This is a genomic window from Arthrobacter sp. P2b, assembly GCF_900168295.1.
Classification (GTDB): domain Bacteria; phylum Actinomycetota; class Actinomycetes; order Actinomycetales; family Micrococcaceae; genus Arthrobacter.
The window spans coordinates 888,675-910,740 of the sequence record NZ_FVZL01000001.1 but is presented as its reverse complement, the minus strand read 5'-3'; the positions used below and the strand labels follow the sequence as shown (position 1 = coordinate 910,740).

General features: G+C 65.1%; 22 protein-coding genes. 17 read left to right on the top strand and 5 right to left on the bottom strand.

The window, feature by feature from the left end; all coding sequences use genetic code 11:
- Nucleotides 1-123 precede the first annotated feature (123 nt).
- The 8 genes from B5520_RS04035 to B5520_RS04000 all read left to right on the top strand — a co-directional run bounded on the left by B5520_RS04035 (nt 124) and on the right by B5520_RS04000 (nt 7,120).
- Nucleotides 124-1,101, top strand: a complete 978-nt coding sequence (locus B5520_RS04035) for an ABC transporter ATP-binding protein (protein ID WP_079595742.1) — start codon at nt 124-126, stop codon at nt 1,099-1,101.
- Entirely contained in the window at nt 1,094-1,948 is an 855-nt protein-coding gene (locus tag B5520_RS04030) for an ABC transporter permease (RefSeq protein ID WP_079595741.1), read from the top strand. The genes B5520_RS04035 and B5520_RS04030 overlap by 8 nt, the downstream gene beginning before the upstream one ends.
- The gene (locus tag B5520_RS04025; RefSeq protein ID WP_079595740.1) at nt 1,945-2,775 is read left to right on the top strand and encodes an ABC transporter permease; all 831 of its coding nucleotides are present in this window, start codon (nt 1,945-1,947) and stop codon (nt 2,773-2,775) included. Before B5520_RS04030 ends, B5520_RS04025 begins: the two co-directional genes overlap by 4 nt.
- Before the next feature lie 129 nt (nt 2,776-2,904).
- Entirely contained in the window at nt 2,905-3,465 is a 561-nt protein-coding gene (locus B5520_RS04020) for a hypothetical protein (RefSeq protein ID WP_079595739.1), read from the top strand.
- A 10-nt stretch (nt 3,466-3,475) separates the two neighbouring features.
- Nucleotides 3,476-4,309, top strand: coding sequence for an exodeoxyribonuclease III (locus B5520_RS04015; protein WP_079595894.1), 834 nt, complete (start codon nt 3,476-3,478; stop codon nt 4,307-4,309).
- 22 nt (nt 4,310-4,331) lie between these two features.
- The gene (gene trpS / locus B5520_RS04010) at nt 4,332-5,375 is read left to right on the top strand and encodes a tryptophan--tRNA ligase (RefSeq protein ID WP_079595738.1); all 1,044 of its coding nucleotides are present in this window, start codon (nt 4,332-4,334) and stop codon (nt 5,373-5,375) included.
- Between the two features lie 4 nt (nt 5,376-5,379).
- Nucleotides 5,380-5,955, top strand: a complete 576-nt coding sequence (locus B5520_RS04005) for a 2'-5' RNA ligase family protein (RefSeq protein ID WP_079595737.1) — start codon at nt 5,380-5,382, stop codon at nt 5,953-5,955.
- Nucleotides 5,956-6,013: 58 nt separating this feature from the next.
- A complete protein-coding gene (locus tag B5520_RS04000; protein WP_079595736.1) occupies nt 6,014-7,120 on the top strand; it encodes a YihY/virulence factor BrkB family protein in 1,107 nt (368 codons plus the stop codon).
- Here the strand turns inward: B5520_RS04000 and B5520_RS03995 are convergent.
- The 5 genes from B5520_RS03995 to sdhC form a co-directional block, all read right to left on the bottom strand.
- Entirely contained in the window at nt 7,077-7,847 is a 771-nt protein-coding gene (locus B5520_RS03995; RefSeq protein ID WP_079595735.1) for an alpha/beta hydrolase family protein, read from the bottom strand. The genes B5520_RS04000 and B5520_RS03995 overlap by 44 nt on opposite strands.
- A gap of 153 nt (nt 7,848-8,000) precedes the next feature.
- Nucleotides 8,001-8,783 carry a succinate dehydrogenase iron-sulfur subunit gene (locus tag B5520_RS03990; RefSeq protein ID WP_079595734.1) on the bottom strand — a complete coding sequence of 261 codons (783 nt, stop codon included), beginning with the start codon at nt 8,781-8,783 and terminating at the stop codon, nt 8,001-8,003.
- 1 nt (nt 8,784) lies between these two features.
- Nucleotides 8,785-10,584 (bottom strand): succinate dehydrogenase flavoprotein subunit, encoded by a 1,800-nt coding sequence (sdhA, locus tag B5520_RS03985; protein ID WP_079595733.1) that lies wholly within the window; start codon nt 10,582-10,584, stop codon nt 8,785-8,787.
- Between the two features lie 108 nt (nt 10,585-10,692).
- Nucleotides 10,693-11,154 (bottom strand): succinate dehydrogenase hydrophobic membrane anchor subunit, encoded by a 462-nt coding sequence (locus B5520_RS03980; RefSeq protein ID WP_079595732.1) that lies wholly within the window; start codon nt 11,152-11,154, stop codon nt 10,693-10,695.
- A 3-nt stretch (nt 11,155-11,157) separates the two neighbouring features.
- Nucleotides 11,158-11,538, bottom strand: a complete 381-nt coding sequence (sdhC, locus tag B5520_RS03975; protein ID WP_079595731.1) for a succinate dehydrogenase, cytochrome b556 subunit — start codon at nt 11,536-11,538, stop codon at nt 11,158-11,160.
- A gap of 267 nt (nt 11,539-11,805) precedes the next feature.
- Here sdhC and B5520_RS03970 point away from each other — a divergent pair, with 267 nt between their 5' ends.
- From B5520_RS03970 to B5520_RS03930, 9 genes are all read left to right on the top strand, one after another.
- Nucleotides 11,806-12,939 (top strand): mannose-1-phosphate guanylyltransferase, encoded by a 1,134-nt coding sequence (locus tag B5520_RS03970; protein WP_079595730.1) that lies wholly within the window; start codon nt 11,806-11,808, stop codon nt 12,937-12,939.
- Between the two features lie 104 nt (nt 12,940-13,043).
- Nucleotides 13,044-14,243, top strand: a complete 1,200-nt coding sequence (locus tag B5520_RS03965; RefSeq protein ID WP_079595729.1) for an amidohydrolase — start codon at nt 13,044-13,046, stop codon at nt 14,241-14,243.
- Between the two features lie 76 nt (nt 14,244-14,319).
- Entirely contained in the window at nt 14,320-14,754 is a 435-nt protein-coding gene (locus B5520_RS03960) for a MarR family winged helix-turn-helix transcriptional regulator (RefSeq protein WP_079595728.1), read from the top strand.
- Between the two features lie 43 nt (nt 14,755-14,797).
- Complete coding sequence (locus B5520_RS03955; RefSeq protein ID WP_079595727.1) at nt 14,798-15,229, top strand: organic hydroperoxide resistance protein; 432 nt, start codon at nt 14,798-14,800, stop codon at nt 15,227-15,229.
- Nucleotides 15,226-16,245, top strand: a complete 1,020-nt coding sequence (locus B5520_RS03950) for an NADP-dependent oxidoreductase (protein WP_079595726.1) — start codon at nt 15,226-15,228, stop codon at nt 16,243-16,245. Before B5520_RS03955 ends, B5520_RS03950 begins: the two co-directional genes overlap by 4 nt.
- A 256-nt stretch (nt 16,246-16,501) precedes the next feature.
- Nucleotides 16,502-17,608: a BMP family lipoprotein gene (locus B5520_RS03945; RefSeq protein WP_079595725.1), complete on the top strand. Its 1,107-nt coding sequence runs from the start codon at nt 16,502-16,504 to the stop codon at nt 17,606-17,608.
- Between the two features lie 178 nt (nt 17,609-17,786).
- Nucleotides 17,787-19,373, top strand: coding sequence for an ABC transporter ATP-binding protein (locus B5520_RS03940; protein WP_079595724.1), 1,587 nt, complete (start codon nt 17,787-17,789; stop codon nt 19,371-19,373).
- On the top strand, nt 19,366-20,748 hold the full coding sequence (locus B5520_RS03935; protein WP_079595723.1) for an ABC transporter permease: 1,383 nt from the start codon (nt 19,366-19,368) through the stop codon (nt 20,746-20,748). Before B5520_RS03940 ends, B5520_RS03935 begins: the two co-directional genes overlap by 8 nt.
- Complete coding sequence (locus B5520_RS03930; RefSeq protein WP_079595722.1) at nt 20,745-22,064, top strand: ABC transporter permease; 1,320 nt, start codon at nt 20,745-20,747, stop codon at nt 22,062-22,064. The genes B5520_RS03935 and B5520_RS03930 overlap by 4 nt, the downstream gene beginning before the upstream one ends.
- The last annotated feature ends 2 nt before the right edge of the window (nt 22,065-22,066 follow it).

Below are 22,066 nucleotides of genomic sequence, written 5' to 3'. Positions count from 1 at the left end.
TCTCTCTCACGCCCGACGGCGGCACGCACCTTGCGCACGCAAGGGGCGGGCCGCCGTCGGACTTTAAGCGCGGAACGGAAGGAGCCCTTCCACAAGCCCGGCACCTCCATTAGTCTGCGGAGGGTGCACAACGAAGCCATCTTGCCCGCCGGCACCCGGCCAGGCAGCCCGCCGCCGTCCGGCACCGTCATTACGGCAGGGAACCTGACCAAGACGTATGGCGGGGTGGCAGCCGTGGACGGCATCTCGTTCACGGTTCCGGCGGGGGAGTCTTTCGGCCTGCTGGGGCCCAACGGCGCGGGGAAGTCCACCACGATGAAGATGATCGGCGGTGTCACCCGGCGCACGTCCGGCAGCCTGAGCATCATGGGGCTCGACCCGGACCAGCACGGTCCTGAGGTGCGTGCCCACCTGGGCGTGGTGCCGCAGCAGGACAACCTGGACGAGGAGCTGCGCGTCCGGGACAACCTCCTGGTGTACGGGCGCTACTTCGGCCTGCCGATGAGCTACCTGAAGCCCAAAGCCGATGAGCTGCTGGAATTCGCGCAGCTGACGGACAAGGCAAAGTCCAAGGTCGACGCCCTCTCCGGCGGCATGAAGCGGCGGCTGACCATCGCCAGGTCGCTGATCAACGAACCGCGCATCCTGCTGCTGGACGAGCCCACCACGGGACTTGACCCACAGGCACGGCACATCCTGTGGGACCGGCTGTTCCGGCTCAAGGAACAGGGCGTCACGCTGATCCTCACCACGCACTACATGGACGAGGCCGAGCAGCTGTGCGACCGGCTGATCGTGGTGGACAAGGGCCGGATCATGGCTGAGGGTTCCCCGGCGCAGCTGATCCGTGAACACTCGACCCGCGAGGTGGTGGAACTCCGGTTCGGTTCCGAACGGAACACCACCATCGCAACCGAACTGGGGGGCATAGGCGAGCGGCTGGAGGTCCTGCCGGACCGGGTGCTGATCTACGCGCACGACGGCGAGGGCGCACTTGAGCAGGTGGCGTCCCGCGGCCTGCGGCCACTGACATCGCTGGTCCGGAGGTCCTCGCTGGAGGACGTCTTCCTACGGCTGACAGGCAGGAGCCTCGTTGACTGAGCAGCGGGCGCCGCGGCCGGCCGGGGCGTTGCATGCCCACAGCCCGCAGGTGGCAGCCGCAAAGGCCCGGCGCTGGGGAGCATTCTACCACGCGGAGCAGGTGCTCCGGGTGATGAAGAACTACAGCTGGTCCATCCTGATGTACAGCGTGGGCCAGCCCGTGGCATACCTCTTCGCCATGGGGATCGGCCTGGCTTCCCTGGTGGACAGCCAGGGGGCAGCGGCTTTCGGCGGCGTCAGTTACCTGGCCTTCATTGCGCCGGCGCTGCTGGTGTCCGCCGCCGTGATGACCGCCGCCAACGAATTCACGTTTCCGGTGATGGCCGGCTTCAAATGGCGACGGACCTACTATGGTCCGCATGCCACGCCGCTGACACCGGAGCAAATCGCGGCCGGGCACATCATGGCCGTGACGCTGCGGCTGCTGGTGCAGTCAGCCATCTACTTCGCAGCCGTGGCCGTTTTTGGTGCGTCCTCAGGAAGCTGGGCGTGGGCCGGCATCCTGGTGGCCACCCTGGCGGGGCTGTCGTTTGGCCTGCCGCTCATGGCCTACTCGGCCTCAATCACCGAGGACAAGGGGCAGTTCGCCCTGGTAATGCGGCTCGTCGTCATGCCGCTGTTCCTGTTCTCCGGGACCTTCTTCCCGCTGGACACGCTTCCGCCGGGCGTCCGGTGGATCGGCTGGATCTCGCCCATCTGGCACGGCACCGAACTGGGCAGGGTGGTCAGCTACGGATACCAGGAGCCGCTGCTCCTCACCCTCGTCCACGTCGCCGTCCTGGCCGGGCTCGCCGTCCTGGGCTGGAACCTGACCCAGCGCCGCTTCACCAAAAGGATGGGGCAATGAGCTGGACCATCCGGCAGGGCGCCACCGAGGATGCACGGAACAGGACCTTCGGACCGCTGTACTCGCGCAACGCGAGGGCAGTGATCTCGCGCGGCCTGAAGGCCACGTTGGGCGGCCACTGGCTGGTGATGCTGTCCGGCTTCTTCGAGCCTGTCCTGTTCCTGGTGTCCATGGGTGTGGGCATGGGGGCGATTGTGGGTGCCGTGGAAGGGCCCGGCGGCACGCCCATCAGCTACGCCGCCTACATCGCGCCGGCCCTCCTTGCCGTCTCGGCGATGAACGGGGCGGTGTACGACTCAACCTGGAACGTCTTTTTCAAGATGCATTTCGGCAAGCTGTACCAGGGCATGCTGTACACGTCCCTGGGACCGCTGGACATCGCGCTGGGCGAGATTTTCCTGGCACTCCTGCGCGGGATGCTGTACGCCGCGGGCTTTACGGCCGTCATGGGGATGATGGGACTCATCACCACGCCGTGGGCGCTGTTGATGATCCCCGGCTCGGTGCTGATCGCCTTCGGCTTCGCGAGTATTGGAATGGCGATCACCAGCTTCATGAAGACGTTCCAGCAGATGGACTGGATCACCTTCATGATGCTTCCGATGTTCCTGTTCAGTGCCACGTTCTACCCGCTGAGCGTCTATCCGCAGTACATCCAGTGGCTCATCCAGGCCATGCCGCTGTGGCACGGGGTGGAACTGCTGCGCCAGATCAGCGTGGGAACCTTCACTGCGGCAACGCCCCTGCACATCGGCTACTACCTGGTGATGACCGCCGCCGGCATGCTGCTGACCACCATGCGGCTGCGGCAGCTGTTCCTGAAGTAGCGCCGACCCAACCAGGTAGCAGTAACTGCCGTTTTGAGGCCCCAGAGTGACACTTGGCGCTACCTGGTTGGGTGTTCGCCGCCGGTGGAAGCGGCGGGAGCATACACCGGGGTTTGAGACAATGGCTTCATGCAATCTCTGGGCAGCTCCAAGTCATCCTCCAAACCCGCCAGGGGCGGTTTCTCCATGTTCCGCATCAGCGGTCCGGGACTGATGGTCCTCGTGACGGCGTTTGTTGTCGCCGTCATCTTCGCCGCCAACCAGAATGACGTGGTGGGTTGGGTTGTGGCCGTCATCGCCCTCTTCTGGCTGCTGCTTGCCTGCTTTGTGGTCTTCAGCATCCAGAAGGCGGCCAAGAAAGCCGGCGCCAAGCTGAGCGAAGCCCAGAACGCCTTCACCACGGCTGCCGGCCGCGGACCGTCGTCCTCCGCTGACCACGGCGGCACGCGGGTGGTTTCCGAGCGGAGCCAGGCGGACGAAGTCCGCGACCTCAAGCTGGACCACTCCTTCAAGATTGTCCAGGTGCAGATCCGCGTGGTGGAGGAGGAGCGCGCCAAGGGAGCTGCCGCGAACCAGGACACCATCAACCGTGCCCTTGAAACCATCGAGATTACCGCCACCAATGCGAGGGACATGATCAAGTCCTCAGGCGGCAGCGGGGAGCCGGTCACCGGAACCATCATCGACTAGAGTGGAGCGGGTGAGCTCGGCATTGAAGAAGGACCACCTTCGCATCGCAACCGTCAACGTTAATGGCCTTCGGGCTGCCTACAAGAACGGTATGGCGGCATGGCTGGAGCCGCGCGAGGTGGATATCCTCTGCCTCCAGGAAGTCCGCGCCCCTGATGCCATTGTCCGGCAGCTGCTGGGCGACGGCTGGCACATCCTGCATGCGGAGGCCGAAGCCAAAGGCCGCGCCGGTGTGGCCATCGCATCGCGGGAAGAGCCACTGGCCACCCGCAACGGCATCGGTGATGACTACTTCGCCACGGCAGGCCGCTGGGTGGAAGCGGATTTCCGGTTCGCTGACGCTGCCGGGCATCCTGTCCAGCTGACCGTCGCAAGCGCCTACGTCCACTCCGGTGAGGTGGGCACGCCAAAGCAGGACGATAAATTCCGTTTCCTGGACGTCATGAGCACCCGGCTGCCTGAGCTGACCAAACACAGCGACCACGCACTGGTGGTGGGTGACCTTAATGTCGCCCACACTCCACTGGACATCCGGAACTGGAAGGGCAACGTCAAAAAGGCAGGGTTCCTGCCCGAAGAGCGCGCCTACTTTGACCGGTTCTTCGGCGAGGAGATCGGCTGGCAGGACGTCCATCGCAGCCTGGCGGGCGAGATGGACGGGCCCTACACGTGGTGGTCCCAGCGCGGCAAGGCCTTCGACAATGACACCGGCTGGCGCATTGACTACCAGCTGGCCACCCCGGCTTTGGCAGCTTCCGCTATCTCCGCCGTTGTTGACCGCGCAGCCTCGTGGGATACCCGCTTCTCCGACCATGCCCCGCTGGTAGTGGACTACCAGCTCTAAGCCCCCCGAAAGTTTCCTCCCCATGACTAGCCAGACATCCCCGGCCGCAAAGAAGCGCATCCTTTCCGGAGCCAAGCCCACCGCCGATTCGCTGCACCTGGGCAACTACATCGGTGCCGTTCGCAACTGGGTGGACATGCAGGCTGAGTACGACGCCGTGTTCTTCATCCCGGACCTGCACGCGATCACCGTGGACTTCGACCCCGCGGAACTGGCCAAGCGCACCCGCATCGTCGCGGCCCAGTACATCGCCGCCGGCATCGACCCGGACAAAAGCATCTTCTTTGTCCAGTCCCATGTACCCGAGCACGCGCAGCTTGCCTGGGCCCTGAACTGCATCACCGGCTTCGGCGAGGCTTCGCGGATGACCCAGTTCAAGGACAAAACCCAGAAGTCCGGCGCGGACGCCGCCACGCTGGGACTGTTCGCCTACCCAACGCTCATGGCCGCCGACATCCTGCTGTACCAGACAGACCTGGTGCCTGTGGGGGAGGACCAGCGCCAGCACCTGGAGCTCACCCGCAACCTGGCCCAGCGCTTCAACACCAGGTTCGGTGCCACGTTCACCGTTCCGGAGGCGACCATCGTCAAGGAACGCGCCAAGATCTACGATCTCCAGAACCCGAGCGCCAAGATGTCCAAGACCGGCGAATCGCCCAACGGCGCCATCCAGCTGCTGGAGGATCCCAAGATCGCCGCCAAGCGCATCAAGTCCGCAGTCACTGACGCCGGCACGGAGATCAGGTTCCACCCCGAAGAAAAACCGGGCGTCTCAAACCTGCTCACTATTTACTCATCCCTGACCGGAAAGTCAGTCGCCGACCTCGAGGCCGAGTACCAGGGCAAGATGTACGGCCACCTTAAGGTGGACCTCGCCGAGGTGGTGGTGGACTTCGTCACCCCGCTTCGGAACCGGACCAACGAGCTGATGGAGGACCCCGCGGAGCTGGACCGGCTGCTGGCCCACGGCGCCGAGCGCGCCCGTGAGATTGCGGCGGTTACCCTTGGCCAGGTGTATGAGCGCATGGGCTTCCTCCCGTCACTCAGCCTCGCAGGAGTCCGCTAGCGCCATGTCATCCAGCGTAGGCGTCATCCTGGGGTTCCCCCCTGACATAGCGGAGGAGCTCCAGCGCTGGCGGGCGTCCTTCGGCGACCCGCTGGCGGACGTGGTGCCGGCACACATCACGCTGGTGACCACCACCCCCACGCATGACTGGGAAGCCACCTGCGAGCACGTCCGCGAGGTGGCCCGCCGGCAGAGCCCGTTCATGGTCACCATTGCCGGCACCGGTACCTTCCGCCCCGTTTCCCCGGTGGTTTTCATCAACGTGGAGGACGGCTTTGAGCAGTGCGTCGACCTGCACGAAAAGCTCCAGCAGGGCCCGCTGGAGCGGGAATTGCCTTTTGCCTACCATCCCCACGTCACCATTGCCCACGACGTTGCCCCCGAAAGCCTTGATGAGGCCGAAACGGTCCTGAAGAACTACAAGGCCACCTTCCCCGTGGTTAGCATGGGACTTTACGAGCACGATGCCGACGGCATCTGGCAGCTACGGGAAGAGCTGGACTTTGGGACCGAAACTGACAACGCCGCCGGCACCCGATTCGCGGACGCCGCCGCGGACACAGCAGCCGAAGCAGGCTGAGCAGCAGCCACTTCCCACTGAACGCGCCCAGCTGCAGCTCGCCGTCATCCGGAAGCGGATGGAGTGGGGCAAGGCACGCAGGGCAGGCGGGGGGCCGTTTCCGGCGCTGATGGCGATGGTCCAATGGATACTTGCCCGGCTCAACGCTCTCCGGCCGATGCGCGCCTTCCGGCACTACAGCCTTCAGCGCGGCCCGCTGATGAGCGCAGGCATTGGCTTCAACATGTTTTTCTCCATCACAGGCCTCCTCACCACGGGCTTTTCCATCGCAGGCCTTGTGCTGCGGGGGCAGCCGGCCCTCCTGGACACCATCATCAGCAGTGTGGCGTCGAGTGCGCCCGGGCTCCTGAAACTGAACGGAGGGGCCGGGCTCGTGGATCCGCAGGACCTGCTGAATCCTGACGGACTGGGCTGGACAGCGGTGATCGGCTCCCTGGTCACTGTGGTCACCTCGCTGCGATGGATTTCCGGAATCAGGGAAGGGCTTCGCGGCGTCCTGGGGCTGCCGCCACTGCTGGTCAATCCCATCCTCCTGAAACTGCGGGATGCCGGAACCCTGCTGCTCCTGGGCGTGGCGCTGGTCATCAGCGCCGGCGCTTCCCTGGTGTTCGGAACCGCCGCAGGGTGGGTTTCGGATTTCCTCCGACTCGACGACGCGCTGGCGGGTCCCCTGGCCACGTCCGTCAAAATCACTGTTCCCCTGGTGCTGGGCTGGGCGACCGCCTTCATCATGTACAGGTTCGCCGCGAGCCTGAAGCTGTCACGCCGCGCGCTGCTGGAAGGCACCATCCTGGCGGCCCTTGGCACGGGCGTGCTCCAGATATTCAGCACGGAACTGCTGGCCGGAGCCGGCAGGAATCCCATCCTGGCGCCGTTCGCCATCATCATCGGCCTGCTGATCTGGTTCAACCTGGTCAGCCAGGTCTACCTGGTGTCGGCCGGCTGGGCGGCAGTGCGGGAGGCCGACCTGCGCAGCGCCCCCACGGGCCATGAGAAGGGCACGTGGGGTGCGCGCCAGGTCCAGCCGGGAAAGGTACCAGTCCAGCCGGGAAAGGTGCCGGTCCAGCCGGGAAAGGTGCCGGTCCAGCCCGGAAAGGTGCCGGTCCAGCAGGACGGGGGCGCTACTGCCCGGCGTCGAGGTATTGGTCGGCCCAGGCAGCGATAATCCGGGCGGCCCGGGCCGCCTGGCCCTTGCCTGTCAGCAGGTGGTCGCTCCCTTCGAGGGACACAAAGTTCCGCGGGTGCCGTGCCGTCTGGAAGATGGTGCTGGCGTTCTCGATGCCCACAGTGTTGTCCGTGGGGGAGTGGAGCACCATCAGCGGCTTGTGCAGCTGCTTGATGCAGTCCGTGAGGTCGGCGTTTTCGAGGTCCTCCACGAAATGCCGCCGGATCTCCACGCGCTTCCCGCCAAGATCCACCTCGGCGCTGCCTTCGCTGAGGATCTTGTCCAGCGCAGCGTCAAAAACGTGCGCCACGTGCTTGGGCGAGAAAGGGGCGCCAACGGTGGCGACGGCGTCGAGCTCCGGGATCTCCCGCGCCGCCGCCAGGACGGCCGCACCGCCGAAGGAGTGCCCCACCAGAAGGGAAATCTGCTTTCCCTCGCTGCGCATGAACTCTGCCGCCTTCACCGTGTCCGCAACCTTGTGGCTGAAGGAGCCCGCGGACCATTCGCCGGCGGATCCGCCCAGCCCCAGGTTGTCGAAGCGCAGCATTCCCACGCCGCTGTCCGCCAGCGCCTTGCACATCCGGGATGCGGAAGGGGCGTCCTTCCCCAAGGTGAAGCCGTGCGAAAAGACGCCCCAACCCTTCACCGGTCCATCCGGCACATCGATGATGCCGGAGAGCATTTCGCCGGTGGACCCGGCAAAGGAGACTTTTTCGGAGCGGGACACGGCGTCCCCTTTCGTTTGGTACGAATGGCTGTGGGCCCACGCCCGCCGGGTTCCCTGGCCGAGCTTGCGAGGTCAGGGGCGGGTGGGGAGAAACAACGACGGCGCCGTACCCCCTGAAGTGGGGGACGGCGCCGTCGTCTGTTTGATCCTTGGTCAGATCTTGCGGGACAGGATGGCCTGCTTGACCTCGGCAATGGCCTGGGTCACCTGGATGCCGCGGGGGCACGCCTCGGAGCAGTTGAAGGTGGTGCGGCAGCGCCACACGCCTTCCTTGTCGTTGAGGATCTCCAGGCGCATGTCTCCGGCATCATCACGGGAATCGAAGATGAAGCGGTGCGCGTTCACGATGGCTGCCGGGCCGAAGTACTGGCCGTCAGTCCAGAAGACGGGGCAGGACGACGTGCACGCGGCGCACAGGATGCACTTGGTGGTGTCGTCGAAACGCTCGCGGTCCTCGGCGGACTGCAGGCGTTCCCGGGTGGGCTCGTGGCCCTTGTTGATCAGGAACGGCATGACCTCGCGGTAGGACTGGAAGAACGGTTCCATGTCCACGATGAGGTCCTTCTCCACCGGCAGGCCCTTGATGGGTTCAACCAGGATGGGCTTGGACGTGTCCAGGTCCTTCAGCAGGGTCTTGCAGGCGAGGCGGTTGCGGCCGTTGATGCGCATGGCGTCGGAGCCGCACACACCGTGGGCGCAGGAGCGGCGGAAGGACAGGCTGCCGTCCATCTCCCACTTGACCTTGTGCAGGGCATCCAGGACGCGGTCCGTGCCGTACATGGTGAGGTGGAAGTCATCCCACGTGGCCTCCTCGGAGACCTCCGGGTTGTACCGGCGGACGCGCATGTGCACATCGAACGTGGGGATTTCGCCGCCACCGCCGACGCCGGCAGGCAGTTCAATCTTTGAGGCTGGCTCAGCGATTTCAGCGGTCATCTTAGTACTTCCTCACCATCGGCTCGTAGCGGGTAAAGACGACCGGCTTGGTGGCCAGGCGGATGCCGGCAATTGCTTCTGCCGATCCGTCAGCCGGGGCGTGGTCGTCCTTGTACGCCATGGAGTGCTTCATAAATTTCTCGTCGTCACGTTCCGGGAAGTCCTCGCGGAAGTGTCCGCCGCGGGATTCCTCACGGTGCAGTGCGGCCACGGTCATCACCTTGGCCAGTTCCAGCAGGAAGCCAAGCTCAACGGCCTCGAGCAGGTCCAGGTTGAAGCGCTTGCCCTTGTCCTGGACGTTGATGCGCTTGTAGCGCTCCTCGAAGGAGGCGATATCGCGCAGCACCTGGTTCAGCGTTTCCGCTGTGCGGAACACCTGCATGTTGGCGTCCATGGTGTCCTGCAGTTCCTTGCGGATCTGAGCCACCTTTTCGTCGCCGGTGCCGTTGCGGGCAATGTCCAGCAGTTCAGTGGTGTAAGCCAGCGGGTTCTCCGGCAGTTCCACGAAGTCGGCCGTCTTGGCATACTCGGCTGCGGCGATGCCGGCGCGCTTGCCGAAAACGTTGATGTCCAGCAGGGAGTTGGTGCCCAACCGGTTGGAGCCGTGCACGGAAACACAGGCCACTTCACCGGCAGCGTAAAGGCCCGGGACCACGGTGTCGTTGTCCTGCAGGACCTCGGTGGTGATGTTCGTGGGAATGCCGCCCATGGCGTAGTGGGCGGTGGGGAACACGGGAACCGGCTCGGTGTACGGTTCCACGCCCAGGTAGGTGCGGGCGAACTCGGTGATGTCCGGCAGCTTGGCATCGATGTGGGCCGGCTCCAGGTGGGTCAGGTCCAGGAGCACGTAGTCCTTGTTCGGGCCGCAGCCGCGGCCTTCACGTACCTCGTTGGCCATGGAGCGGGCCACGATGTCACGCGGCGCCAGGTCCTTGATGGTGGGGGCGTAGCGCTCCATGAAGCGTTCACCCTCCGAGTTACGGAGGATGGCGCCTTCACCGCGGGCGGCCTCGGACAGGAGGATGCCCAGGCCGGCGAGGCCGGTCGGGTGGAACTGGAAGAATTCCATGTCTTCCAGCGGGATGCCACGGCGGAAGGCGATGCCCATGCCGTCGCCGGTGAGGGTGTGGGCGTTGGAGGTGGTCTTGAAGACCTTGCCGGCGCCGCCGGAAGCGAAGACCACGGACTTGGCCTGGAAGACGTGCAGTTCACCGGAGGCGAGGTCGTAGGATACGACGCCGGCAACGCGCTTCTGCTTGTACGGCGTGCCGTCCGCGCGGACTGCGTCCTCTTCGACCGTCAGCAGGTCCAGGACGTAGTACTCGTTGTAGAACTCGACGTTGTGCTTGACGCAGTTCTGGTACAGGGTCTGGAGGATCATGTGGCCGGTGCGGTCGGCGGCGTAGCATGCGCGGCGGACCGGTGCCTTGCCGTGGTCGCGGGTGTGGCCACCGAAGCGGCGCTGGTCAATCCGGCCCTCGGGCGTGCGGTTGAACGGCAGGCCCATCTTTTCCAGGTCAAGCACAGCGTCGATGGCTTCCTTGGCCATGACCTCCGCGGCATCCTGGTCAACCAGGTAGTCGCCGCCCTTGACGGTGTCGAACGTGTGCCACTCCCAGTTGTCTTCCTCGACGTTGGCAAGGGCCGCACACATGCCACCCTGCGCCGCACCGGTGTGCGAGCGGGTGGGGTAGAGCTTGGTCAGTACTGCTGTGCGCGCGCGCTGACCGGATTCGATCGCGGCGCGCATGCCAGCGCCACCGGCACCGACGATGACGACGTCGTACTTATGGACCTGCATACCAGATGCTCTTTCTCTCAAAATTCGCTATAAAACAACGGGGCGGCTTCGCCTTCCCCGCAAAACAGGGCCCGCGGTAATGCCCGCGGGCCCGGGGTGGTGCTGGTGCTAGGCAGGGCAGAAGCCGCCAGGCAGGGGAACGCCGTCGACGACGGGGCACGGGTTGAAGGTGAAGATCACCAGGGTGCCCAGGACGATGATGACGACGGTGGCCGAGTAGAGGACCGTCTTCAGCCAGCGGCGGGTGGAGGTCTTTTCGGCGTAGTCATTGATGATGGTGCGGACGCCGTTGGTGCCGTGCAGCATGGCAAGCCACAGCATGGTCAGGTCCCAGAACTGCCAGAACGGATCCGCCCACTTGCCGGCAACGAAGCCGAAGTCGATGGCGTGGATGCCTTCGCCTACCAGGAGGTTCACGAAAAGGTGCCCGAAGATGAGGACCACCAGCACCACGCCGGAGAGGCGCATGAACAGCCAGGCGATCATCTCGAAGTTGCCCCGGGTGCCGCCGTTGCGGCGGTACTGGGGGGCGATCCGCCCGCTGCGGGGGCTCTCGATTGTTGCACTCATGGCTTAGTGACCTCCGAGGGCGAGGGACAGGTGGCGGATGGAGAATGCGACCATGGTGACGACCCAGAGACCCAGGACTGCCCACAGCATCTGACGCTGGTACTTGGCGCCGTTCTTCCAGAAGTCGACCGCGATGATCCGCAGGCCGTTGAAGGCGTGGAAGACGATGGCGGCAACAAGGCCCGTCTCACCCAGTGCCATCAGGGGATTCTTGTACGCGCCGATAACGGCGGTGTAAGCCTCGGGTGACACACGCACCAAGGAGGTGTCCAAGACATGGACCAACAAGAAGAAAAAGATCACTACACCGGTAATACGGTGTCCTACCCAAGACCACATGCCTTCACGGCCGCGGTACAAGGTGCCAGCTGGTTTTGTCGGCACTGATAAACCTCCCTGCAACACAGCGGCGCTGGCATGAGATCCACGCGGGGGGAACGCCTGCTGCGAGAGCACTCGTAGCTCAGGCCTAAATCTAGGCTCCGCTCACAGCTTATTCAATTTAGGAGCTCCTTGGTGCCCAGCAGTGGCGCGGTTTTTCGAATTTTTTGAGACGAACGCCACACGGGGTTGCCGCACTTGGACTGAACTGTGTCGTGGCGGCGGAGTCCGGAGGGGTCCGTTGCGGCCGGTCGGCTAAAGTAGGCGGTGATGAGTACAGACAAAGTGACAAGCCCGGCATCACCCCTTGACCGCTTCATCGCGGTGATCCCGGCCGGCGGAGTGGGGACCCGCCTCTGGCCCCTGTCGCGAGCCGCAGCTCCCAAGTTCCTTCATGACCTCACGGGTTCGGGCAGCACATTGCTGCGCGCCACCTACGACCGGCTGCACCCGCTTGCGGGGAGCCGGATGCTGGTGGTGACCGGCAAGGCCCACCGTGATGCCGTTTGCCGCCAGCTTCCCGAGGTTAAGGATTCGGACCTTGTCCTCGAGTCCGAACCCAAGGACTCGGCGGCAGCCATCGGACTCGCCGCCGCCATCCTGCACGAGCGTGATCCCGACACCATCATGGGTTCCTTCGCCGCGGACCAGGTCATCAGCCCGGACCACCTCTTCCAGGAGGCTGTCCGCGAAGCGATCCACACCGCAGCCGCCGGCAAGATCGTGACCATCGGCATCAAGCCCACGCACCCGTCCACAGGTTTCGGCTACATCCGTTCAGGCCAGGGGCTGCACATCGAGGGCGCGCCCAGCGCCCAGGACGTGGTGGAGTTTGTTGAAAAGCCGGATGAAGTAGTGGCCCAGCAGTATGTGGACAGCGGCAACTACGTCTGGAACGCCGGCATGTTCGTGGCGCCCGTGGCGCTGCTGCTTAAGCACCTGGAAGCCAACCAGCCCGAGCTGTTCCAGGGCCTGCAGGAAATCGCCCGCGCCTGGGACACCCCGGCCCGTGACGAAGTGACAAGCCGCGTGTGGCCCACGTTGCCCAAGATCGCCATCGACTACGCCGTGGCCGAACCCGCCGCCGAAGCCGGGGACGTCGCCGTCGTGCCCGGCTCCTTCCGGTGGGATGACGTTGGCGACTTCGCCTCCGTGGGCCGGCTGAACTCAGCCAAGGAAGTGGATGACGTCACGGTCCTGGGTGAAGGCGCCCGCGTCTTCACCGAGAACTCCAGCGGCGTTGTAGTCACTGACACCAAGCGGGTCATCGCCCTGATCGGGATCCAGGACGTGGTCATCGTGGACACTCCGGATGCCCTGCTGGTCACCACCATGGCCAACTCGCAGCGGGTTAAAGCAGCCGTTGATGCCCTCAAGGCCAGCGGCGACACGGACGTCCTCTAACCGGACGCCCCGCCGTCGGCATCCCGGGGCCCGTCCGGGCACCCGGGATGTAACGCGGCGACCGTGATGGCTGGTATTCCTGCCACCCTCGCTAGAGTGAAACAGTGCGCAATTACACTACTGAAGCCGAGCCCACCGCTTTGGTGGCTCCGTGGCTCGAGCCGCTCCTGCCGGAACTGATCGAATTCCGCCGGGACCTGCATGCGCATCCGGAGCTGTCCTTCAAGGAATTCCGCACCACTGACAAGCTGGCTGAGCGGCTCGAGGAGGCAGGCCTCACTCCGCGCCGCCTCGAGGGAACCGGACTCTCGGTGGACGTCGGGGAAGGCCCCATCGCCACTGCGCTGCGCGGGGACATCGACGCCCTGCCCATCATCGAGGAAACCGGCCTGCCGTTCGCCTCGAAAAACCACGGCGTAACCCACGCCTGCGGCCACGATGTGCACACCACCACCATGCTCGGCATCGCCCTGGTGCTGCACAGGATGCACCAGGAGTCCCCCCTGGGCGCCACCGTCCGCCTGATCTTCCAGCCGGCCGAGGAAACCATGCCCGGCGGCGCCCACTCCTGCATCGAGCAGGGCGTCCTGGAAGGCGTGCCCCGGATCCTGGCGCTGCACTGCGATCCCCGCATCGAGGTGGGCAAGATCGGCACGCGCATTGGGGCCATCACCTCGGCCTCGGACACCATCCGCATCGAGCTTTCCGGCCGGGGCGGCCACACCTCGCGGCCACACCTGACCGAGGATCTTGTGTTTGCCCTGGCGCAGATCGCGGTGAACGTGCCCGCGGTCCTGTCCCGCCGGGTGGATGTCCGCAGCGGCGTGTCCGTGGTGTGGGGCCAGATTTCCGCCGGGTCGGCGCCCAACGCCATCCCGGGCACCGGCTACATGGCCGGGACCATGCGCTGCCTGGACCGCGAGGCCTGGCACGCCGCCGGTGAACTCCTTGATGAAGTGGTCCACCAGGTGGCGGCACCGTACGGCGTGGACGTCAAGCTTGAGCACACCAGGGGAGTGCCTCCGGTGGTCAACTCTGAACATGAAACGGCCATTATCGAGGCGTCCGCACGTGCCGAGATCGGCGAAAGTGCCGTGGTGCTCACGCCGCAGTCCATGGGCGGTGAAGACTTCGCCTGGTTCCTGGCAGAGCTTCCCGGTGCCATGATGCGGCTGGGCACCAAAACTCCGGGCGGGGAGGAATATGACCTCCACCGCGGCGACTACATCCTGGACGAGCGTGCCCTTGGCCTCGGCATCCGGGTGCTCACCGCGGCGGCCCTGCGCACCATCCGCGACCTCTAAGCAGCGTTCTGCACCGGCTCTCCGGCGCAGGACAACTAAGTTGTGCACAACTTAGTTGTCCGTTACTGTTTGTGTTGTGACTGAAATTCCCCGCCTGGACCGGCAAGTATGCTTCGCGTTGTATTCGGCCTCCCGCGCCGCCACCGCCGTCTACCGTCCTGTCCTGGAGGACATGGGGCTGACCTACCCGCAGTACCTGGTGATGCTGGTGCTGTGGGAGAGCGAGCCGCGCGGCGTGAAGGAGCTGGGCGAGGAGCTCGGCCTGGATTCCGGCACCCTGTCGCCGTTGCTGAAGCGGCTTGAAGCCCTGGGCCTGGTGGAACGGCGCCGGTCAGGCGAGGATGAGCGCCGCGTCGCCGTCCACCTGACGCCGGCGGGAAGAAGCCTCAGCGCCAAGGCGGCCGCCATTCCCCAGCGTCTCGCGCAGTCCGCGGGACTGTCTCCCCGGGAACTCGAGCAGCTCCGCGAAACCCTTGGCAAATTGACGGCCGCCCTGCACAACGCGGTGTGACGCCGCCAACGTCTTACTGATCCCCAACAGAACGGATACCACTGTGAAGCCTCTTTACACTGCCGAAGCCCTCGCCTCCGGCGAAGGTCGCGACGGAAACGCCCGCTCCAGCGACGGCAAGCTGGAAGTCAACCTTGCCAGCCCTGTTGAACTCGGCGGCAGCGGCCAGGGCACCAACCCGGAGCAGCTCTTTGCCGCGGGATATGCTGCCTGCTTCCACTCGGCACTGCGCCTGGTGGCCGGCAGGGAACAGGCCGACCTCACCGATTCGGCCGTAGCTGCCAGGGTCCACCTCGGCAAGCTGGACGGCGGGACGGGCTTCGGCCTTGCCGCTGAACTGGAGATCGCGCTGCCGGCCCTCGACCTGGCCGCTGCCGAGGCTCTCGTGGCCAAAGCGCACGAGATCTGCCCATATTCGAACGCCACCCGTGGAAACATCAGCGTGGACATCAAGGTCCTGGAGTACGCAGCATGAGCGTTGCGACGCTGCCTGCCACCACCCGTGAAATCCAGCTGGTGTCCCGTCCGGTGGGCCGCCCGGGGCCGGAGAATTTCCGGCTCGCCGAGTCGCCGCTGCCTGAACTCGCAGATGGCCAGATCATGGTGAAGAACCTTTTTATCTCGGTTGACCCCTATATGCGCGGACGCATGAACGACGTCAAGTCCTACTCTGCGCCCTTTGCCTTGGGCGAAGCGCTCGACGGCGGCGCGGTGGGTGAGGTGATCGCGTCCCGTTCCGACGCGCATCAGGAGGGGGACGTCGTCGTGCATTCCCTCGGCTGGCGCGAATATGCGGTGCTGGACGCTGCCGCCGCCACCCCGGCCCGCACTGATCTGGCACCGGCCTCGGCATTCCTTGGCGCCCTGGGCATGACCGGCCTGACAGCCTATGCCGGGCTGCTCAAGGTGGCCAATTTTGCCCCGGGCGACGCCGTCTTCGTTTCCGGCGCGGCAGGCGCGGTTGGCTCGCTGGTGGGCCAGATCGCGAAAGCAATGGGCGCCTCGCGGGTGATCGGCTCGGCAGGCTCACCCGCCAAGGTGGCCCGCCTGCTGGAGCTCGGCTACGACGCGGCCTTCGATTACCACGACGGTCCGGTCCGTGAGCAGCTGGAAAAGGCAGCCGGCAGTGCCGGCATCGACGTCTACTTCGACAACGTGGGCGGCGAGCACCTGGAGGCTGCACTGGCCGTCCTCAATGTTGGCGGGCGGGTGGCGATGTGCGGTGCCATCGCACAATACAACTCCACCGAACCCACCCCCGCGCCGCGCAACCTCATGCAGGCCATCGGCAAGCAGCTCACCCTGCAGGGTTTCCTGGTGGGTGGCCAGCGGCAGCATGCCCGCGAGTTCGCCGAAAAAATGGCGGGCTGGCTGGCCGACGGCACTGTGCGCTACGACGAAACCATCGTCGACGGGCTCGAGAACGCCCCGCAGGCCTTCATGGACCTGCTCGATGGCGCGAACACGGGCAAAATGCTGGTCCGGCTCTAGCTCCCGCCCGCCGCGCAACCAGGAGGGGTGCCGCAGCAGAGCGGCACCCCTACTGGTTGGTAACAACTTGTAAACAATCTCCGGGAACCGGTTCTGGCATGCTATTGGGGCGTGGCGCAGGCCACTAAAGTAGGAGCCATCAGTGCGCTCCGGCGCAGTGCTGCGAGCCCTCAGTGAAAACAGAATTTCAGTGCAGAAACGGACACTCATTGAATTCGAGCCGTAGCGCCACTCTCTTCACCCTGGAGGAATCTTGATGACATCACTGCGTTCACACCTCAAGCGCGGTTCAGTTGCAGGCCTGGCTACCGTGGGTGCCACAGCACTCGTGCTGGCCGGTTGCGGCGCCCCGCCTGAAGCGGGAACCAACTCCACGGCCGGCGCCACCGATTACACCGGCTGCATCGTCTCCGACTCCGGCGGCTTCGATGACCAGTCCTTCAACCAGTCCTCCTACGAGGGGCTGAAGAAGGCCGAGGCTGACCTGGGCATCAAGGTCAACCAGGTGGAGTCCAAGACCAACAACGACTTTGAACCGAACCTGCGGGCCATGGTCACCGCCGGCTGCGACCTCACGCTGACGATCGGCTTCCTGCTGGGAGACTCCACCAAGGAGCAGGCCGCAGCCAACCCGGACAGCCACTTCGCCATTGTCGACTACCAGTACGATCCGGCCATCGCCAACGTCAAGCCGATCATCTACGACACCGCGCAGGCAGCGTTCCTCGCCGGCTACCTTGCCGCTGGAACCACCAAGACCGGCACGGTGGCCACCTTCGGCGGCGTCAAGATCCCCACAGTGACCATTTTCATGGACGGCTACGCCGACGGCGTGAAGTACTACAACGAGCAGAAGGGCAAGGACGTCAAGCTCCTTGGCTGGAACAAGGACGCCCAGGACGGCAGCTTCACCGGGGACTTCGAAAAGCAGGACGTGGGCAAGCAGCTCACCCAGAACTTCCTGGACCAGGGCGCCGATATCGTGATGCCGGTCGCCGGCCCGGTAGGCAAGGGCGCCGGTGCTGCCCTGAAGGAAGCCAAGGCCGCCGGCAAGGACGTTAAGCTCATCTGGGTTGATTCGGACGGCTACCTCACGGCACCTGACTACAAGGACATCATGCTGTCCTCCGTCATGAAGACGATGGGCGACGCCGTTGAGGCCGTTGTTAAGGATGACAAGGAAGGCAACTTCAGCAACACCCCCTATGTTGGCACGCTGGCCAACGAGGGCGTGAAGCTGGCTCCCTTCCACGACCTCGATTCCCAGGTCCCCGCCGAGCTGAAGTCCGAGCTGGAGCAGATCGAGAAGGACATCGTGGACGGCAAGCTGAAGGTTGAGTCCAAGGCAAGCCCGAAGGCCTGATTCCGCGTGCAGCGCCACCGCCCGGCTGGTCATTGACCGGCCGGGCGGTGGCGCTTTTTTGCTGGCTCCCTTTTCCGGGCCGGCGCCCGCTCATCCTCCTGCTGCAGCCACTAGGCTGGTGCTGCAGCCACATATCCCGTCCGGTGGATCACTGGACGCTTCGAGATTGGTCAGAGTTTTGAAACTTGAACTCAGAGGGATCACTAAACGCTTCGGTACCCTGCTCGCCAACGACCACATCGATGTGGTGGTTGAACCCGGACAAATCCACTGTCTGCTGGGCGAAAACGGGGCCGGTAAATCCACCCTCATGAATGTGCTGTACGGGCTGTATGAGCCCTCCGAAGGCGACATCCTCATCGATGACAAACCGGTGTCCTTCCGCGGCCCTGGCGATGCCATGGCCGCCGGCATCGGCATGGTGCACCAGCACTTCATGCTGGTTCCCGTTTTCACGGTCGCCGAAAATGTGGCGCTGGGAGCCGAACCCACCAAGGCGGCAGGCTTCCTCAACCTTGACGAGACGCGCCGCCGGATCAAGGAAATTTCGGACCAGTACGGGTTCGACGTCGACCCCGACGCCCTGGTGGAGGACCTGCCGGTGGGCGTCCAGCAGCGCGTGGAAATCATCAAGGCCCTAGTCCGAAACGCCAAGGTCCTCATCCTGGACGAACCCACAGCCGTGCTGACCCCGCAGGAAACCGACGAACTCCTGGACATCATGCGCCAGCTCAAGTCCGGGGGCACCTCGATCGTCTTCATCTCCCACAAGCTGCGGGAGGTCAAGGAGGTCTCCGACACCATCACCGTGATCAGGCGCGGAAAGGTGGTGGGATCCGCCGAGCCCTCGGCCCCCACCACCGATCTTGCCTCCATGATGGTGGGCCGCGCCGTAAACCTGACTTTGGACAAGGCCCCGGCCAAACCGCAGGAAAAGACCTTCGAGGTCCGGGACCTGACCGTCATCGCCCCCAACGGCCAGCACGTGGTGGACGGACTCAGTTTCGACATCGCGCGTGGGGAGATCCTGGCGATCGCCGGCGTCCAGGGCAACGGCCAGACCGAACTGACCGAAGCCATCCTGGGACTCCAGGAGCGTGTGTCCGGTTCCGTTCAACTCGATGGCAAGGAACTCCTGGGCCGCTCCGTCAAGGAGGTCCTGCAGGCCGGCGTCGGATTTGTTCCCGAGGACCGCAAGGTGGACGGACTGGTGGGCACCTTCTCCGTGGCGGAGAACCTGGTCCTCGACCTTTATGACAAGCCGCCGTTTGCCAAGGGAATCAGCATGAGTCCGGCAAAGGTCCTTGAGAACGCCAAGGCACGCATCGGTGAATTCGACGTCCGTACCCCCTCTGCCGCCGCAGCCGCCGGAACGCTCTCAGGCGGCAACCAGCAAAAAGTCGTGATGGCCCGTGAACTCTCCCGCCCCCTGCGGCTGTTCATCGCCTCCCAGCCAACCCGGGGCGTGGACGTGGGGTCCATCGAGTTCCTGCACCGCCGCATCGTCTCGGAGCGGGACCAGGGCACGCCGGTCATGATCATCTCCACGGAACTGGACGAGGTGATGGAACTCGCCGACCGCATCGCTGTGCTCTACAAGGGCAGGCTGGTGGGCGTTGTGCCCGCCGGCACCAGCCGCGACACCCTGGGCCTGATGATGGCCGGCATACCGCCGGAGGAACACGCACACACGTCCCAGGCCGGCCCTGCCACGGCCACCACCACAGCCTCCACCCCTGACGCCGAGGGAGACGACTATGTCTGAAAACCACCCCAAGCACGCAGCCGGGGAGCACGGCAGGCCGGACCACAAGGATCCACACCATCCCAGCCCTGCTGAGGAGGAAACTGCCGCCGTCGTCTCCGTTGATACGGCGGGCGGCGCCATGGAACCGTCCGCCGTCCCGGCCACCGCCCAAAGCGGGCAGCTTCCCGGTGGCCCGGACACGCTGCTCCGCAGGATCTTTACCGGGAGCGGCATGGTCTCGGTCCTCGCTGTGCTGCTGGCCCTCATTATCGGCGGCCTGCTGATTGCCAGCACGGACAAGCAGGTGGCCACCACTGCAACATACTTCTTCGCCCGGCCCACGGACTTCCTTTCGGCGGTCTGGACTGCGGCCACCCGCTCCTACATCGCCCTGTTCCAGGGCTCGGTATTCAACCCCCGGGGCAACAGCGTGGCGGCGCAGTTCGCGCCGTTCATGGAAACCCTCACCATCGCCACCCCGCTCATCACGGCCGGGTTGGGCGTGGCGCTGGCATTCCGCGCAGGCCTCTTCAACATCGGCGCGCAGGGCCAGATCATCGTGGCCGGCATCCTGGCCGCCTGGGTGGGCTTCGCCCTGAACCTGCCCCTGGGCCTGCACCTGCTGCTGGTCCTGGTGGCCGGCATCATCGGCGGCGCCCTGTGGGGCGGACTGGTTGGCGTGCTCAAAGCCCGCACCGGCGCCCATGAGGTGATCCTCACCATCATGTTCAACTACATCGCGCTGTACTTCCTGCGGTACCTCCTGAATACGCCGGCGTTCCAGCGGCCGGGGGAGTCGAACCCCATTTCGCCGATCCTCGATGCCACCGCCGTCTACCCGCAGATTTTCGGCAGCCAGTACCGGCTCCACCTGGGCTTCATCCTCGCCATCGGAGCCACTGTGCTGGTGTGGTGGCTCCTGAACCGCTCCACCCTCGGCTTCGAATTCCGGGCCGTCGGCGCCAACCCCAAGGCCGCCCAGACTGCCGGAATCAACGTCTCCCGCTCCACCATCCTGGTGATGGCCATCGCCGGCGGGCTGGCCGGAATGTCCGGTGTTGCCCAGGTGGCCGGCACCGAGAAGGTCCTCACGGACGGCGTCGCCGCCACCTACGGCTTTGACGCCATCACCGTTGCGCTGCTGGGACGTTCGACGCCGTGGGGCACGTTCGCCGCCGGCCTGCTGTTCGGCGCCTTCCGCGCCGGAGCCGTCCAGATGCAGATCCAGACCGGCACCCCCATCGACATCGTCCTGGTGGTCCAGTCCCTCATCGTCCTCTTCATCGCCGCGCCGCCACTGGTCCGTGCCGTGTTCGGCCTGAATCCGCGGCGCAAAAAGCCCGCCCGCGCCGCCAAGTCCCGGCAGGCAGCCACTACCGGAGGTGCAGCATGAGCACAACAGTTTCGTCCCCCCGGCCGGGGACCCCACAGCCGGCCGGAACGGACAACGGCACAGCCACCATGTCCGCAAAGCCGGTGGGCTGGAAGACGCCGGTGCTGCTCACCGCCTTCGGGCTGATTGCCCTGGTCTTTTTTGGGCTGCTGGCCCCCAATCAGACCGCCAGCTTCGGTATCTCCACCAGCGAGGACTTTTTCCAGCTGCCCGCCCTGGCGGTGAACGCCTTCGCCGGCGGCCTTGTGCTGTCCATCCTGCTGCTGGGGCTGGCAGGGTACGCCGTGTACCTCAAAACGAAGGGCCGGCCCGCACCCGGCTGGCTGACCATCACGTTCATCGTCCTGTTCGTGGCCGCGTTCCTGATCTGGGTGGTAGGCGGCGCCCGGACACCCACCATCTCCCTGGCCGGCCTCATCGCCGGCTCCGTCACCCTGGCCGTCCCCCTCGTGTTCGGCTCACTGTCCGGCGTCCTGTGCGAACGTGTGGGCGTGGTCAACATCGCCATTGAAGGGCAGCTTCTGGGCGGCGCCTTCACGGCCGCAATCGTGGCCAGCATGACCCAGAACCCCTTCATCGGGCTCCTGGCCGCTGCCGTGGCCGGGGCTGTTGTGTCCATGGTGCTGGCGTTGTTCAGCATCAAGTACCTGGTCAACCAGATCATCGTCGGCGTGGTCCTGAACGTTCTCGTCTCCGGCGTCACCGGCTTCCTGTTCAGCACCGTCATGCAGGCCAACAAAGCCCAGTTCAACTCACCGCCAGGGCTGGACATCATCGAGATTCCCGTCCTGTCCAGCATTCCGGTGATCGGGCCCATCCTGTTCCGCCAGTCCCTGGTGGGCTACCTCATGTACATCGCAGTCCTGGTGGTCTGGGTGGGGCTGTTCAAGACCAGGTGGGGCCTCCGGGTACGGGCAGTGGGGGAGCACCCGCAGGCTGCGGACACCATGGGCATCAACGTGAACGCCACCCGCTTCTGGAACGTCACCCTGGGCGGTGCCGTGGCCGGAATCGGCGGCTCCTTCTTCACACTGGTGGCGATCGACAGCTTCACCAAGGAGATCTCCGGCGGCCGCGGCTTCATCGCACTCGCCGCCCTGATCTTTGGCCGTTGGAACCCGATCGGGGCCTTTTTCGCGGCCCTGCTGTTCGGCTTCGCGGACAACCTGCAGAGCATCGTCACCATCATCGGGACGCCCGTCCCCAGCCAGTTCATGGCCATGCTGCCCTACCTGGTGACCGTCCTCGCCGTGGCGGGACTGGTCGGCAGGTCCCGGGGACCCGCTGCCAGCGGCATACCGTACGTCAAGGGTTGACG